The sequence below is a fragment of the Candidatus Eremiobacterota bacterium genome, assembly GCA_031082125.1.
Lineage (GTDB): Bacteria > Vulcanimicrobiota > CADAWZ01 > CADAWZ01 > Ess09-12 > Ess09-12.
The window spans coordinates 1-15,084 of record JAVHLM010000023.1 but is presented as its reverse complement, the minus strand read 5'-3'; the positions used below and the strand labels follow the sequence as shown (position 1 = coordinate 15,084).

Below are 15,084 nucleotides of genomic sequence, written 5' to 3'. Positions count from 1 at the left end.
CTGGAGGGCGTGCAGGGGAAATGACCGCCGGAAAATAAAAACTGAGGCGCCTGGATTCGAACCAGGGATAGCGGATCCAAAGTCCGCTGCCTTACCGCTTGGCGACGCCTCATCCTGGAGCAATTATAGAGAATTCCCCTGCCTCTGTCAATATCCTTTTTCTACGTACCTGACAGGGTCACTCAGGCCCGCTCCGGCGAAGCCATTGAGGCGCAGCTGGCAGCTGTCGCAGAAACCGCAGGCCCTCCCTTCCGGGTCGGGGTCATAACAGCTGTGGGTGATGGAATAATCGACACCAAGTGCAATGCCGGTCTGTATGATTTCCTTCTTTGTCATATTCACAAGGGGCGTCCTGATGCGGAATCGCATGGCACCGGTCACGGCAGCTTTCGTCGAGAGGTTGGCCATCCTCTCGAAGGCCTCGATATACTCGGGCCTGCAGTCGGGATAGCCGCTGTAGTCGATGGAGTTTACCCCTATGAAGATATCCTCGGCGCCTATCACCTCGGCCCAGCCAAGGGCAAAGGAGAGAAAGATGGTGTTCCTCGCAGGCACGTAAGTATCAGGGATCGATGAGGTCATTGTCCCGGCATCCCTGTGCTTGGGCACCGGGATGTCGGAGGTGAGGGCTGAGCCGCCGATATCGCGCATATTCACCGTGATGATGAGGTGATGGCGGACCTGGAAATGCAGGGCCACCGCCTTGGCGCGCTCAAGCTCGACGCGGAGGCGTTGCCCATAGTCAAAGCTTATATGGTAAAGCTCAAAGCCCTCGTTTTTTGCTATGGCGGCGCAGGTCGTCGAGTCAAGCCCGCCGCTTGAGAGTATTACTGCCTTTTTCATCAGATTCCCCTTTCTCCCCTCCAGGAGAGGATTTCATACTCCTCCATTGAATCTTCTGAAGCATCACTTAAAAGAGGGAGGCGCCGTGAGACTCCTGGGGATTGCGCTTTCATGTGCAGGCTTTCTCCTCCTCGCCATGTCACTTCTTGCCGATTCCCTCGGAATCGGCGCTGCACCCCTTTTCTTCGGGTGGAAGCAGGTTGCCGGCGTGATATGCGGCACCATCATCTTTCTTCTGGGCTTTATCCTGTCACTTCCCGGCAAGGAAGAACAGGACAGCGATCCGCCCCCCCCTCCTTCCAACGCCCCCTAGGCATGCTCACCGCTTCTACTTATGGGTGGAAGCAGGTTGCCGGCGTGATATGCGGCACCAAGCCCCCTGAAGAGGCTAGCGCTTCTTCATGAGAATGAGCGTCACGTCGTCGCGCTGCGGGATGCTCCCGCTGAGGCCCTTCATCTGGGAGAGGAGGAGCGCCAGGATCTCCTCGGCAGGCTTTTCACGGTGCTCCAGGAGAAGCTTCGAGACTTTATCCCTGTTATAAAGCCCCTCTTTCTCAGGATCCGTCACTTCCCAGAGACCGTCGCTGAAAAAGAGGATCAGGTCCCCCGGGGACATTTTCTGCACTTTCTGCTGATAGGCGGCATGAGGATTGATACCCACGACCATGCCCGGTGTCGTGAGAGAGAGGCTCTCATTCCTTCCCTTCTGGAGGTAGAAGGGCGGGTCGTGCCCCGCGTTGCAGAACCACAGTGATGACTTTACAGGCACGTAGCAGGCGGAAAAAAGCGTCGCGAAGCTCCCGTTCACCCTGAAGTCCTCAACGCTCCCCTCGTTGATGCGCTCGACAATCTTGCGGGGCGAAAGGTTCTGGAGTGCCCCGTTTCTCCACAGCACGCGCAGCGATGTCATGAGGAGCGCGGCAGGCACACCCTTCCCCATCACGTCGCCTATCACGAAGAAAAGCTGTTTCTTGTTATTCAGGTAAAAGTCAAAGTAATCGCCGCCCACCTTCCTGGACATGAGAAAAGTGGCAGCAATCTCGAGGTCGTCCACCTCAGGCATGGAGCGCGGCAGGAGGTTGGCCTGGATCTCCCCCGCAATTTCCATCTCCTGCTGGAAGCTCAGCTGTTTTTTCCACAGCTCCTCTGCTTTGTCGGAAAAGAGTTTTACCGCCCTGCGCGCCACCTGGATATCGTCATGCTCTTTCGCTTCGCCCTTGACAGGTACTTCGTCGGGCTTCTCGGTGCCTGATCTGATATTCTCAAGCTGAAGCTCAAGGAGCTTCATATGCTCAAGCTCCTCTTCGCCAAGGCTCTCGAAGAGAGAGGCAAGCGAGGGATTTCTCAGCTGCTTGGAGGTGGTGGAGAAATGCTGGTGGGCCTCCTCCTCACGCTTGATGGTCTGCTCAAGAATATCGATATCCCTTTTGGAGATCATTCCGCTCCCTCCGGAGGCACGGCACTCTTTTCCATGGATCCCATCAGCAGGCGCTCGATTTCCTCTATGCGGATCGGTTTGGCGATATAGGCATCCATCCCTGCGTCAAGGCAGTTCTGCTTCTCACATGACTCGCTCGAGGCGCTCATGGCGGCAATGAGAACGCGGCGCCTTCCATCCCTCGCTTCGATGGCCCTTATCTCCCTGGCTGTTTCAAAGCCGTCCTTCTCAGGCATGTGAAGATCCATGATGACAACGCTTACCGGGTTGCCGCAGTAAGCCTCGATGCCCTCCTTCCCATCGGCTGCAATCAGCACCTTGTATCCATGCTTTTCCAGGATACGCTGTGCGAGCATCTGGCTGACTTTGTTGTCTTCGCAGACAAGTACGGTGATCCCCTTCAGGGAGCCTCTTTCTTTACCCATGGCATGCCCCTTTCTGCAGTTACCCATGAATTCCTTGCAGTTCCTCTTTTTCCTCCCAAGGCTCACAAGGCATTTGAACTGTTCCTGAGACCGTCAGCGTTCCACGTGAAACATGCCTTCGCTGCCTCGTGCCTGCCGGAGTTCGCTCCAAGTCCCTTTCTGCCCTTTATGAAGGAACCTCGCCCCCCCGATGAGAATTCCCTTGTACATCTTCCTGCAGGACGTGTCATGGCAGAAAAAAAGTATTCAAAACAGGGCGCTCTCTATAAGGCTCAGCAGGCCCAGACGAAAGAGCCGAGCATTCCCGAGACCCAGAATCTGGCCCGGATGCGCAGGAGCACCCAGTACCTTGCGCTCCACCAGACCATAGCCTCGTCACTTACCCCTTTTTCACGCTTCTTCGAGGACAATCAGCAGGAAGAGGGAAGCCCGGAAGCTGGGAAGGACCGGATACCCGAAGCATTCCCCCTCGGCACGCTCGCCGTGGACTACAGCTCCTTTATCAAGATCAAGGAGCTTATCGGCACCCTCACCAGCGAGCCTTTAAGGAAAATATTCGTAGACCACTATAATCGATTCTGCTCATATTTCATCCAGAACATGCCGGTGCACCCTCCTTCGGAGAGGGCATCAGGCGACAGCCAGGTGCCCTTCTCATCAAGAGACGCCCATGGCTTTCATTCCCTGAGCTCTCCCGGCGGGTCACCCCTGCTGCCCGGAGAGGGGCCCGGTACGAGTCAGCCCGCCATGGCGTGGGAAGATCCCCTCAAAGAGGTCTTTCTCTCGCTCTTTTTCAGAATTGCCCCGCCCTGGATTGAAAAGGCAGTCTCTCAGCGACAGGCCTGCGATGCCGCCGAACCATCAGAGGGAAAGACCGTCTTCAGCATCCTTGGAACACCTCCCCTCCACCCCTGGAGCGGCCCCCCGCCGGTCCTGCTCCTCTCTGATTATGATGAAGTCGATGAGCAGAAGGTTGACGACAGCCACTACCGTTTTCGCCTCCAGCCTAGAAAGGAGGGACAGGCCTCCCTCGACGTGCTCTATGACAAGGGAAAAAATTACTTTCATGTGAAAGGAGAGGGCTTTACCCGAACGCTCAGCGACGGCAGGTTCCTCAATCCCCAGGTGCTCGTTGACGAGAAGACAGGGAAAGAGACCAGGGTTTACTGGTCAAGTGATTCTTCAGGGGCGACCACCATGGAGATCCTTGTCCATGACCGCAATGGGCAGACTGCCGCAAAAACCATTGAGAGAACCAGCAGGGCGATGAAAGAGGTGGAAGAGTTCCTTTACGAGGGCGCCACGCTCAGAGAGCTGTCGGTGGAGCTCCACCGCTCCGGGGACATGGACCTGAAGAGGCGCTTTCTCTATTCCTATTCTGAGCAGGGCTCTCTTGAAAAGCTTTCGGAACTGAGCACCGTCGCCCTTCATCACCTCTCTTCGGCAAAAATCCTCGGCCTCCAGGGGCTCAGGGAGCACACCATCCTGGAGCGATACGAAGGGGCTGCAAAGGTCCTTATCGAATCAAAGGCTGAATGGGCCCCTCTCAGTCAGGGGTTTGCCCTGCTGAGAAGAAACAGCAGCTTGAAAATACCCGGCCACGCGGTGATGCATATCAAGGAGATGGAGGGCAGGGAATACCATCTTTCCTCCCAGATCCTGACATCCTCCGGCATGCCGCTTTTCAGGAGCCTCTCGAGCAGGGACCCCCATGTCCTCACCCAGGCCATCCATGACCCCGAGGCCCGCATACAGTGGGAGCAGAGGACTTTTTTCGAAAGCGACAACACGATAACGGGCATCCACAGCAATCTGAGGGCGCCCCTGGATGAATCGCCCTCGTCTCCCCTGGTGCAGAAAGTCACCCACATGCTTCCCGGCATCATTCTTTATGGTTATGACAGTGTCCAGAACGAATTCGGTGAATCAAAGCATGTGATCTACCACTTTGAGAAGCTTGTGGACTACCGGTGGATAAAGCCCAGTGACGTAAAAAAGCTTGAAAACGGCGAGGTGGCCGTTACCTTCACCTATCAGCACCCTCCCGGCTGCGTCATCGAGGAAACCCGGAACTATTCCCCTGCACAGGGCTTCCTGTTCGAGACGGGATACAGCCAGAAAAAGACTTACGCGGAAGAGCACCTCGTGGAAGAGAAGAGCTTGAAAAGAAGCTTTGAAAAACATGAGGAGACGGCCGAGATAGTCCGCAGGAAGATGGAGAGCGAATACAGGGAGACCACGGCCGTCAAGGAGCTCGCAACGGACCGCTTTATCCGCTCAAGAAAGAAATCGGAAAAGATTCCTTCCGACTTTTTCTCCGAGCCGAACCGGTGGCTCGATTTCTTTACGGAAGGGCGCCAGGAGCTCCGCTGCTTTGTAAACACCTATATCCATGAGCGCCTTGCCCACGGCACGACTCCGCCGGACAGGGTCATCATGGTCCGCGAGGAGACCTATGAGTGCGAAAAGCCCGGCGAGCCGAAAAGAGACATACTTAATTTTCTCGCTTTTCTTGACGAAGAGCAGAATACCCACTACAGGATAAGGGCCACGAGCGTCCGCGCCGATATCGAGCGCACCCTTGTCTGGGAGGACGGAGAGCTCACCCAGCAGTTTGAATCCTCCCACAAGGAAGGGAAAAAAGCGGCAGAACCGGCCTTGGGAAAACTCTCCCGCAAGGGAGGCAAGGCCTCACCAGCTCTCACCAGGGAGCGATAAAGGGCAGGATCCGAGCAGGTGATGAAAGAAGGGGAAAAGAGAATCTACATTTCGGCCAACAGCCCGGGAGAAATTTCCGGATGGCTGATGCCTGTCGTGAAAACTATCAAGAAGCTCCTCCCTGAGTACAAGGTGTCGGTAATTGTGCTGCCGTGCACATTCGCCTCGGGAAGGGAAAAGCAGGTCATCAGCAGCATTCCCGAAGTGGACGAGGTGATCCCTGAAAGCCGCTTTATCTCTCTCTTCTTTGACAGAAGCGACAAGACCCACAAGGAGCTCCTCTACCTGGGCGGCGACATTACCTACACCGCGTGGCTTGCCAGGCGCTGGCGCATCTCTGCCTGGGCCTATCTCTGGGGAAACAGGAGCAATGACCGCTGGTACCGCGGCTATTTCGTCAGAACGGAAAACGACAGGGCCGTGCTCGAGGGGCGCGGAATCAAGGCTACCAAGATATTCATCGTAGGCGACCTTCTCAAGGATCACGTAATGGAGGCCTGCGCGGGATGCGAGATCCCTCCTTCCCCCCGTCATCCTGAAACAATCTGCTTCATGCCGGGGAGCCGGCTCAGGGAGGTCCGCTCACTGATGCCCTTCTATCTTGAAATCGCGGCGTTACTGCAGAAGGCCCATGGCGGCCTGAAATTCAAGGCCCTCATCTCTCCTTTCATTGACTGGGATGAGCTGATGAACCTCGGGACCATTGAGCCTCTCAGGGAGCTCGGCGGGCTGAAAGGAACGATTGACGGGGAAAAGAAGCTCTTCTTTCACGATGACGCAACAGCCATTACCCTTGTGCACGAGAACCATCTCCAGGAGATGGCCCGTTCTGACTTCGTAGTGACAATACCCGGCACCAAGACGGGGGAAGCCGGGTGCCTGGGGAAGCCCATGCTGGTCCTCCTTCCCCTCAACAAGCCTGAAGATCTTCCTTACAAGGGGATTGTGGGCCTCCTTGATGCCATCCCCCTCCTTGGCCCGAAGATCAAGGCCTTCGCCCTGAGGAGGATGGCGGAGCAATTCACCGGATGGGTCTCCCTTCCCAACATGCTCGCCTGCCGTGAAGTGGTGCCTGAATATATCGGGGTCATGAAGGCGTCACAGGTGGCGGAAAAAATCGGGGAGCTCTTCAGGGATGAGGAGAGGATAAAAAAGATGAGGAGCGACCTTGAGAGCCTTTATGACCCCTTCGAAGGCACGACAAAGAGAATGATCGGCACCTTTGCGAGGGCGGTGAAGGCGGGCTACGACAGCGAAAAGCCCTATTACAGCATCATCATCTGCACAAAGAACAGGAGGGACATCCTGAAGGCGGCGATTGCAACGCTTGACAGCCAGGACTATCCCCCGAGGGGCTACGAGGTGCTTATCATAGACGACGGCTCTGACGACGGGACCAGAGAAATGGTGGCAGCCCTCTCTACAAAATGCAGGCTCAGGTATTACCCCCGATCCTGGAGCGGGAGGGCCGGGGCCCGGAATTTCGGCATCAGCGAAGCGGCGGGAGAAGTGGTGATCTTTGTCGATGACGACATCCTGGCGCCCCCCTGGTTCATCTCGGAGCATGCCGGCTATCACCGGCGCTATCCCAGGACCATCGTGAGAGGCCCCATCATCAATATCGAGACCCATTCCTTTCCCCGCGACGGGAAGGCAAAGCTCCGGGACTTCTCCCAGGCCTTTTTCTGCACCTGCAACGTATCGGTGGGGCGCCAGGAACTCATCGAGGCAGGGGGATTTGATGAAACTTTCAAGGAATACGGCTTTGAGGACAACGAGGCCGGATGGCGCCTCAGGGAGAGAGGCCTCACGGTACGGTTCAACATGGAGGCCCTGGTTTACCACTACAAACCCAGGAAAAACGAGGAGGATTTCCCTTCAATAGAGAGGACGGCCCGGGAGCTTGCCCGGTCAGCCTTCATTTACTTCAGGAAACACCCCCATCTCCAGGTCCGGCTCGCCACTGGCATTCACCCCCTCTCCTTCGTCACCGGGTGGTGGACCTGCAACAGGTTCCTGAGGGAGTGCCGCGAGAGGGAATGGAAAAGGCGCGTGAAAAACGGCAGCGGAGACCTTACGGACCTGGAGCGGAAGCTCTCGCAATGCTATTACGGTGAGACCCTGAGGGAGGAGATGAAAAAGATCCGCGGGAAACAGGGTCCTCAGGCGATCTGAATGGCCAGGGCGGCCTCCAGCTCCTCACAGATCCCCTCGGGGAGTCCCGGGAGGCGCTCGCGGGAGAAGACCTCGTACTGCTGGAGGGCCTCATTATCCTTGAGTTCGTCACAGAGAGCCGCAACCTGCTCGAGATCTTCCGTCGGCGACAGCTCACAGGCATTGTGATAATAGAGAGCCGCATTGGCGGCGAGCTTTCCGGGTGGGAAGGCCGTGCCGTGGGCCGTCTTTTTAAAAAGATGGGCAAGTGCGAGGCGGGCGGCCTGCAGAAAGGCGATTGCAGCCTTTTCCTCAAGCCTGAACTCCTCGAGGAATCCCTGGTCCTGCATCATGACGAGGCATGTGCCATAGCCTGCCCAGTACGCGGGGATATGCTGGTTCAGATGGAGGAGGAACTGGAACTGCTCGGTGCTCCAGTAAGGGTGATCGAGGTCGCGGTAGAAGATGACGGCGCAGCGGTAAAGATCCTTCTCCATCATTTCAGGTTCTTCCATATGCTCAATGGAGGACTTCAGGCTCTCCCGCAGGCTCCTCCACGATGAAATCTTGAGCATGGCTCCCAGGAGCGCGGCCTCCCTCGGGAGCTTGCCTGCCAGGTCTTCCTCCATGGCGGCAAGGGCCCGCTCCACTTTCTCAAGAAGGTCGCCCTGTATTCTCAGGAACTCCTTCCTGTTGAGGGGAATAAACGCGAAACCGAAATAATCGTCAAGGCTCGCCGGGGCCCTTCCTGCCTGCTCCTTCTCCTGTGCTCCCATGGACTGCCATCCCTCCGTTCATCGCTCCCACAGGCATGCATGAAGATATTTGCCAGGCGGTCCTTTTCCCCTTTTTATGATACCTTCCTTGAGCGGAGCCTCCTTGAGGAGAGCTCCATGAGGTGCTGGCGGACATGAAGCGACGTCTTCATGATATCGTCAAAGTCCGTCCTGCTGAGGACAAGAAGCTCGCCTTCCTCAGTGCCCTCCCTGGCGCTCCACCACCTCATTCCGGCCATAGTTCCTCACCATCATCACCGACACAAGCACATTGAGCTCCCCGGCAGAGAGCATTCCCATCACCGGGATTGATGAGAGGAGGGCATGCATATCCTCCTTGAAGGGGGGCACCCGGATGAACTCCTGCGCCCAGGGGCTCGCCGCAAAGTCCATGGCGGGCCGATTCCATGGGATGCACCTCGATGCCCTCGCGCACCTTTGGATGGTAGAGGCCCGGTGCGCACCGCATTGCGAGAAGGTGGAAAAAATCCATGGCTCCTCCCGGACTGCTTGAGGCCCTTCGTTTTCTTGACGGGGCGGGATTTCTCCTCTCTTGCAGGAGGAACGCCGGGAAGAAAGAAATTTACCGGATTCCTGCTATGCTTATCACGATGAAAGGGGTGAGCCTATGAAGATCCGCCATGGAGCCCTCGTCTTCGCCATGATCCTCTCATTTTTCATGCCTTGCCGCGCAGGGGCCGAAGATGCGCTGGAAAAAAAATGCTGGGATCTGCTCAAGGCTGCCCAGCATGCCTCTGACGCCGATGCGCGGCGGGGCGTCATAGGGTATGTCTGGACCATCAACTCGGAAAAAATCATCCCGCTCTTGAGCGAAGCGCTTGATGACAGAAGCCAGTGGGTCGTCTCGGGAGCCCTGGCGGCAATGGGCAAGTCAAAAGCCCGCGGCATCGAGGCCCTCATCGCCAAGGCCCTCTCCAAAAACTCCCCCGAGGTCCAGGGTGATGCCCTCCAGGTCATCGGCGAATCGGGGCGCCTCTCTGACCTCCTCACCGTAAAGAAATACTACGGAGAAAAGGAGGGGCTTCTCAAGCTTTATGCCGCCGCGGCGATGGCCATGCTGGGCGACCGGTCGGGGCTCTCCTTCATCCGCTCCTCGGCGAAGAGCACTGATCTCCCCCTGCGGCGGGAAGCGGTCTTTTTCATGGGGAGAATCGCCGATAAGGAGTCACTTCCTCTTATCCTCAAGTCCCTCAAGAGCGATGACCAGGAAACGGCGCGCCGGGCCCTCCTGGCCCTTGGCTATTTCCCTCCTTTCGTCGAGGTGACGGCTCCTTTGCTTTCAGCCCTCACGAGCAGCGATCCTGACACTCGGGGTGCTGCCGTGATGAGCCTGGGAAGGCTCAACAAGCCTGAGACCTATGAGAGGCTCTCAAGCCTGCTGGAGGACCGTGACTGGAAGGTCCGCTACGACCTTGCCGACATTCTTCCCTCGTGGGGCGAGAAGGGCCTGGGCCTCCTGAGGCTTGCCATGGATGACAGCCATTACATGGTAAAGCTGAGAGCCGCAGGGGCCCTTGTCAAGAAAGGGAGCCTTGATGCGAAAGAGGCCATCCTGGTGAGCATGGCCGACCCTGACGAGATAGCGAGAAAATTCGCGGCAAGGGTGATGGGGGACGTGGGAACGGCTGATGATATCAAGGCGCTCTCCCCTCTCCTTGATGATGAGAGCGCACTCGTGCGCACCGATGCAGCAATAGCCATAATCCGCATCATGGAGCGGAAGACGAAAAGGTAAAAAACATTCCTCTCCACTTGACGGGGTGTGTTATAATAGGAGTGCAGTTATTCAATAAGAAAAATTTCGTTCCTCCTAAGGCTCCTTTTTTCACGGCCTGCGGTTGCAAGTTTTTTTTGAATGACCGCCGGTGCGACACCGTATATTGTACTTCCAGGAGACTGGAGAAAGGAGCCAGACAATGGCAAAAAAACTGTACGTGGGAAACCTCCCCTATGACATCGAGGAGACCGCCCTCAGAGAGCTTTTCAGCGCTCACGGGACTGTCGAATCGGTGAGCATCATCACCGACCGCGACACGGGGCGCTCCAAGGGCTTCGGCTTCGTCGAGATGAGCAACGACGAGGAAAAGACAGCGGCAATCGCCGCCCTAGACGGCAAGGAGCTCAGCGGCAGATCGCTGAAAGTCAACGAAGCGAGGGAAAGAAGCGACTCAAGGCCCCCCAGGAGAGACATGGGAGGCGGGGGAGGAAGAAGAAGGTTCTAACCTCCAGGCTCACAAAGCCCTGAACAAGTATTATGCGGCCACCCCTTGGCGGAACCGCGAAAGCCGGTTTCTGCTCAACGGGGTGGCCGTATTTTATCCACTCGCCCCATCAAAGAGCTTCAGGAGGTTCCTTAAATGACAGCGGATCCAAAGGTTCTACTGGTCTATCCCCAGTATCCCGTCACGTTCTGGAGCTTTACCCATGTCCTCAAGTTCATCTCCAAGAAAGCGGCCTTCCCTCCCCTGGGCCTGCTGACCGTTGCCGCCCTGCTACCGCCCTCGTGGGAAAAGAAGCTTGTGGATATGAACGTCACCCCCCTTAATGACAGTGATATCGCATGGGCCGACTACGTGTTCATCGGGGCGATGATCGTCCAGAAAGACTCTGTGCGGCCAATCATCGCGCGCTGCAGGGAGCTCGGCAAAAAGGTAGTCGCCGGAGGCCCTCTTTTCACGACAGGCCATGATCAGTTTGAAGGAGTCGATCATTTTGTGCTGGGCGAGGCTGAAATCACCCTGCCCCGCTTCCTTGAGGACCTCGAAAAGGGAGAGGCCGCTCCTCTCTATGCCTCCCAGGAGCGTCCCGACATCAATAAGACTCCCGTTCCCCAGTGGGACCTCATCAGGATGAAAGACTATGCCTTCATGGCGGTGCAGTATTCACGGGGCTGCCCCTTCAACTGCGAATTCTGCGACATCACCCTCATGAACGGCCGGGTGCCGAGAACAAAGGCTCCCCTCCAGACCATGACGGAGCTTGACGCCCTCTATGAGAGGGGATGGCGCGGCCAGGTCTTCATCGTTGATGACAACTTCATCGGGAAGAAGAAGGAAGTGAGGGTCCTACTCTCGGAGCTGAAGAAATGGATGCAGGAGAGAAAAAACCCCTTCACCTTCCTGGCCGAGGCCTCGATTGACCTTGCCGATGATGACGAGCTGATGAAAACGATGGCGGAGGCCAACTTCCAGAGAGTCTTCGTGGGCCTCGAGACTCCTGTCGAGGAGAGCCTCCATGAGTGCTGCAAGTTCCAGAACAAGGGCCGCGACCTTGTCTCCATCGTGAAGAAGATCCAGAACCACGGCATGGAGGTCCTGGGAGGCTTTATCGTGGGCTTTGACAATGATCCCCCCTCAGTCTTCGAGAGGCAGATCAGCTTCATACAGAAAAGCGGCGTCGTCACGGCCATGGTGGGCATCCTGACGGCCCTTCCCGGCACCATACTGCACAGCCGCCTTCTGAAGGAGAACCGCCTGCTCAAGGGAAGCTCGGGAGACAATGTGGACGGCACGTTAAACTTCATCCCCCAGATGAGTAAAGGGAGCCTTATCGAAGGGTACCTCAAAATCCTCAGGACCATCTATTCCCCCAAGGAATACTACGAGAGGATCCTTACCTTTCTCAAGGAGTACCGGCCGGCACAGCTGCCCAGAGTCCAGTGGGTTGAGCTGAAGGCTCTGGTGAAATCCTTCTGGTATATCGGGGTAGTGGGAAACTCCCGGAAATACTACTGGAAGCTCATCGCGTGGTCACTGCTTCGCCGCCCGAAGCTTTTCCCCAAGGCTGTGACCCTGGCGATCTGCGGCTTCCACCTGCAGAAGATTGCCGATGACCTCTTAAGCCGCGTATCTCTGCGAAAGTCCTGCGAGGACCTGCCCCTCAATTCATGATGACTTTCTGCCTCCCGGCTACGAGGGATTGCCTCCCTGATGTTCCTCTTGAGAGCCCTGCAGTTCCCCCGCGAGGCGATGGATTTCCCTGTAGAGGTACTCGCAGGTGGCGAGAGTAAGGGAGTTGCATACCGAATAAGTCTTGTCTTTCTGCCTGATTGAGAGGAATGCCTCCCCTTCGCCGGTGGATTCTGCGCTCATATCCATTATGGAGTCGAGAGGAAGCTCAATGAGGGCTGCCCCTGAGATATTTACGATGAGCCACTCCTTCTTGACCGCGATGGCCATGGGCTTTCCTTTCCCCTTGATAACGGAGCGGACCGATCCTGCCACAAGCAGAATGCCCAGCAGTGAAAAGCCTATAAAATAAGGGTCGGACAGGACCTGCACCGAGCCGTACCCCACCGCGAAGACAAGGCCCATAATAATGAACGCGGCAAAGAGCAGGCAGAGAGCCGTCCAGGCCTTTACCGCGCCTATTACCGGGATAAGGCGCCTGCCGGGGGTGATATGGAACACAGTGGCTCCCTTTTCCCGGGACAAGGTGACCCTATCAATGACAGGTGCCACCCGGGAGGAATAGCGTTCCTTGTAGAGGGGCTTACGGTAAAACGGGGTATCGGCATCGAAGCGGCCGGCGGGAAGCGTTTCTTCCTCTTTTTCATGGCCTGCCATGACTTCAGGGAGGCTTTCACCGGCAGCGGAATACATCCTGGCGGCCCTCTCAGAGACCGTAGCGCCCTCGGTATCCTCCGAAGCAGCCTTCCACGCGGGGCTCTCCAAACCGGCCTCTCCCGCAGTGCTCCCAGAAGCAGCACCCCCCGCGGTCAGGTCCGTGGCCGTAACCCCCAGGAACTTGATAAGCTCGGCAAGGAGAGCATCCATCTCCGAGAAGTCGCTTCCCGATGCCACGGGTACCGAATTCCCGTTCTTCAGCCCCAGGAAAATCTCCTTGGCCCAGAAGACGCCGGAGCCGTATTTGCCTCTCACCGTATGCTCTGCTGACCTTACCATCAGCTCCCTGATATCTTCCAGGCGGCAGAGGGTGAAAGCATTTACCCCCGCAATGTGCATTTCCACGGTGCCTCTCTCCCTGGAAAATACCGCCGACGGGGTGAGCAACATCGGCAGAAACATTGAGCCCGTGCATATCAGTACCAGATAGTTCATGGCATCCCAGACACGCTGCATCTCTGCCGCGGATGCCGCCTGGCGGTAGGAGACCAGCAGGCTGATCATCGCCAGAAGAGACAGCCCCATGAGGACGTAAGTTATCGGGTACACAGGGTTTTTCCTGAAAGATGCCTGAGAAATGACAAGCCTGTCGGCGGTGACCTGCAAGCGGCCCATTGTCCCGGGGCCTCCTTTCCTTTTCATGGATATTACGCGGTGCCATTCCCTTAATTCCTGCCTGAAAACAAGCATATGAGAGTTTTCAAGGAAAAGCCTCAAGGAGCTTGACACTAGAGTTTCCAGCTCTTACTGATTGAGACGGCAAGTGAGAAAATTGGTGAAAATCATCTGGGAAGCTAGATAGTGTTCAGGAGAGAGGTAAGCCCGGAACTCAGAAGAAGAGTCCTCTATTCAAGCCAGTGAGTGCCGTCCATTCTGTCGGCAGGATATTCAGTGTCTCTTGTATTCTTTTCTCGTCAAGTTTGGCCATGTAAACCTCCTTTTTTCTTAGCAGTAATTAGGAAATTACATGGCCGGCTTGATTTACCTTTGAACCTTTCAGCTTTTTCTCCTTAACCGATTGTATATGGAGCTCCATAACTCTTGAATCACTGCGATCACAACGGGAGCAGATACTGGATATAGCCAGGCGCCACGGAGCGTTCAGTGTGAAGGTCTTTGGCTCTACTGCCAGAGATGAGCGCTGCGAGGGAAGTGAAGTTGATTTCCTGGTGGAGCTGGATCCCGGCAGGAGCCTTATGGATCTGGGAGGCCTCCTTATGGATCCTCAGATATTTCGCAGAATTCTTCTCTGCTCAAAATATGTTCCGCCCGGCGGCAGACCGGATCTGAACCCCCTGGAAACGGGCCTGGCCCTTCGCTGGCCGGCCCTTAATGGCCTTCAGGGTCATTTTTGACCTCTCCGCCTCCTTCAGGCCCTCTGCATGGCATCCAGTGATGGCCTTTTATCATTGCTTTGAGTGGGTTTTTGAAGGGTGACCTGTTTGATATTTCTTATTTGATATGATACAATGTAGTTATGGATACACATGAGACCCAAATAATCTGTGATCTGTTTTTTCCCGATGAAGATGAGCTTCTTCACCTCAGTGATCCCCTGTCTTCCCAGGACTATGAGGACATGCTCCTTCTCCCTGAGCCTTATGAGCTTCCCGGGGAAGCCCTCTGGAAAGCTGAACGCCTGGCAAAGATCACCAGGGAGGGCCTCATCCCCGAAGCCGAAAAGCTCAGCGGGGACATCACCTTCGGCTCAATCGACAGGGATGAGCGGGCTTCCCGGATCGATTTCACCCTCTGTGAGGCAGTCCGCGGCCGCCTGGCGCTGGACCTTGTGCTCGGCGGCCTTCTCGTTATTCTTAAATCGAAAGGGGTTGATCAGTTAGGATACCGCTCCATGGGATCGTTCGCCACGGAGCATCTCTCTTTCTCGGGGCGCACATCGTCGGAGCTGATGCACAATTATGAGCTGCTCTGCAAGCTGCCCCTCACCCGTGAGGCCTATCTCCAGGGCAGGATTGCCAAGAGCGCCCTGAGATCTCTCTCGAGGGTCGCGACGCCTGAGAATGAGTCATGGTGGCTCGCCATTGCAGAGGTGCGCTCCCTTTGCGGCCTTGAGCGTGAGGTGA

15 protein-coding genes and 1 tRNA gene are annotated in these 15,084 nt (G+C 56.4%); 8 read left to right on the top strand and 8 right to left on the bottom strand.

Translation table 11 applies throughout. From position 1 onward, the window contains the following. Positions 1 to 41 precede the first annotated feature (41 nt). Positions 42 to 112, bottom strand: a tRNA-Gln gene (locus RDV48_21955). A 35-nt stretch (positions 113 to 147) separates the two neighbouring features. Further along, a complete protein-coding gene (queC, locus tag RDV48_21950; GenBank protein MDQ7825479.1) occupies positions 148 to 846 on the bottom strand; it encodes a 7-cyano-7-deazaguanine synthase QueC in 699 nt (232 codons plus the stop codon). Positions 847 to 928: 82 nt separating this feature from the next. On the opposite strand from queC, the gene RDV48_21945 reads away from it, so the two are divergent. Continuing rightward, positions 929 to 1,156, top strand: coding sequence for a hypothetical protein (locus RDV48_21945; GenBank protein ID MDQ7825478.1), 228 nt, complete (start codon positions 929 to 931; stop codon positions 1,154 to 1,156). Positions 1,157 to 1,231: 75 nt separating this feature from the next. Here the strand turns inward: RDV48_21945 and RDV48_21940 are convergent, their stop codons facing one another. Together RDV48_21940 and RDV48_21935 are read right to left on the bottom strand one after the other, a co-directional pair. Then, positions 1,232 to 2,281: a PP2C family protein-serine/threonine phosphatase gene (locus tag RDV48_21940; GenBank protein MDQ7825477.1), complete on the bottom strand. Its 1,050-nt coding sequence runs from the start codon at positions 2,279 to 2,281 to the stop codon at positions 1,232 to 1,234. Further along, positions 2,278 to 2,706, bottom strand: a complete 429-nt coding sequence (locus RDV48_21935) for a response regulator (protein MDQ7825476.1) — start codon at positions 2,704 to 2,706, stop codon at positions 2,278 to 2,280. The genes RDV48_21940 and RDV48_21935 overlap by 4 nt, the downstream gene beginning before the upstream one ends. Before the next feature lie 228 nt (positions 2,707 to 2,934). On the opposite strand from RDV48_21935, the gene RDV48_21930 reads away from it, so the two are divergent. Then, positions 2,935 to 5,424, top strand: a complete 2,490-nt coding sequence (locus RDV48_21930; protein MDQ7825475.1) for a hypothetical protein — start codon at positions 2,935 to 2,937, stop codon at positions 5,422 to 5,424. 21 nt (positions 5,425 to 5,445) lie between these two features. After that, entirely contained in the window at positions 5,446 to 7,599 is a 2,154-nt protein-coding gene (locus RDV48_21925; protein MDQ7825474.1) for a glycosyltransferase, read from the top strand. Here RDV48_21925 and RDV48_21920 read toward each other — a convergent pair. The 3 genes from RDV48_21920 to RDV48_21910 all read right to left on the bottom strand — a co-directional run bounded on the left by RDV48_21920 (position 7,587) and on the right by RDV48_21910 (position 8,747). Further along, a complete protein-coding gene (locus tag RDV48_21920) occupies positions 7,587 to 8,354 on the bottom strand; it encodes a hypothetical protein (protein MDQ7825473.1) in 768 nt (255 codons plus the stop codon). The two genes, RDV48_21925 and RDV48_21920, sit on opposite strands and share 13 nt — an antisense overlap. 74 nt (positions 8,355 to 8,428) lie before the next feature. Next, a complete protein-coding gene (locus RDV48_21915; protein MDQ7825472.1) occupies positions 8,429 to 8,584 on the bottom strand; it encodes a hypothetical protein in 156 nt (51 codons plus the stop codon). Next, positions 8,553 to 8,747, bottom strand: coding sequence for a hypothetical protein (locus RDV48_21910; protein ID MDQ7825471.1), 195 nt, complete (start codon positions 8,745 to 8,747; stop codon positions 8,553 to 8,555). Before RDV48_21910 ends, RDV48_21915 begins: the two co-directional genes overlap by 32 nt. 235 nt (positions 8,748 to 8,982) lie before the next feature. Here RDV48_21910 and RDV48_21905 point away from each other — a divergent pair, with 235 nt between their 5' ends. From RDV48_21905 to RDV48_21895, 3 genes are all read left to right on the top strand, one after another. Beyond that, positions 8,983 to 10,110: a HEAT repeat domain-containing protein gene (locus RDV48_21905; protein ID MDQ7825470.1), complete on the top strand. Its 1,128-nt coding sequence runs from the start codon at positions 8,983 to 8,985 to the stop codon at positions 10,108 to 10,110. Positions 10,111 to 10,291: 181 nt separating this feature from the next. Beyond that, a complete protein-coding gene (locus RDV48_21900) occupies positions 10,292 to 10,597 on the top strand; it encodes an RNA-binding protein (protein ID MDQ7825469.1) in 306 nt (101 codons plus the stop codon). 135 nt (positions 10,598 to 10,732) lie between these two features. Further along, positions 10,733 to 12,265 (top strand): B12-binding domain-containing radical SAM protein, encoded by a 1,533-nt coding sequence (locus tag RDV48_21895; protein MDQ7825468.1) that lies wholly within the window; start codon positions 10,733 to 10,735, stop codon positions 12,263 to 12,265. An 18-nt stretch (positions 12,266 to 12,283) separates the two neighbouring features. Here RDV48_21895 and RDV48_21890 read toward each other — a convergent pair whose 3' ends face one another. Beyond that, complete coding sequence (locus RDV48_21890) at positions 12,284 to 13,615, bottom strand: hypothetical protein (GenBank protein MDQ7825467.1); 1,332 nt, start codon at positions 13,613 to 13,615, stop codon at positions 12,284 to 12,286. A 407-nt stretch (positions 13,616 to 14,022) separates the two neighbouring features. On the opposite strand from RDV48_21890, the gene RDV48_21885 reads away from it, so the two are divergent. Further along, on the top strand, positions 14,023 to 14,355 hold the full coding sequence (locus RDV48_21885; protein ID MDQ7825466.1) for a nucleotidyltransferase domain-containing protein: 333 nt from the start codon (positions 14,023 to 14,025) through the stop codon (positions 14,353 to 14,355). A gap of 122 nt (positions 14,356 to 14,477) precedes the next feature. Continuing rightward, the coding region (locus RDV48_21880) for a hypothetical protein (GenBank protein MDQ7825465.1) at positions 14,478 to 15,084 on the top strand (607 nt) is incomplete at its 3' end.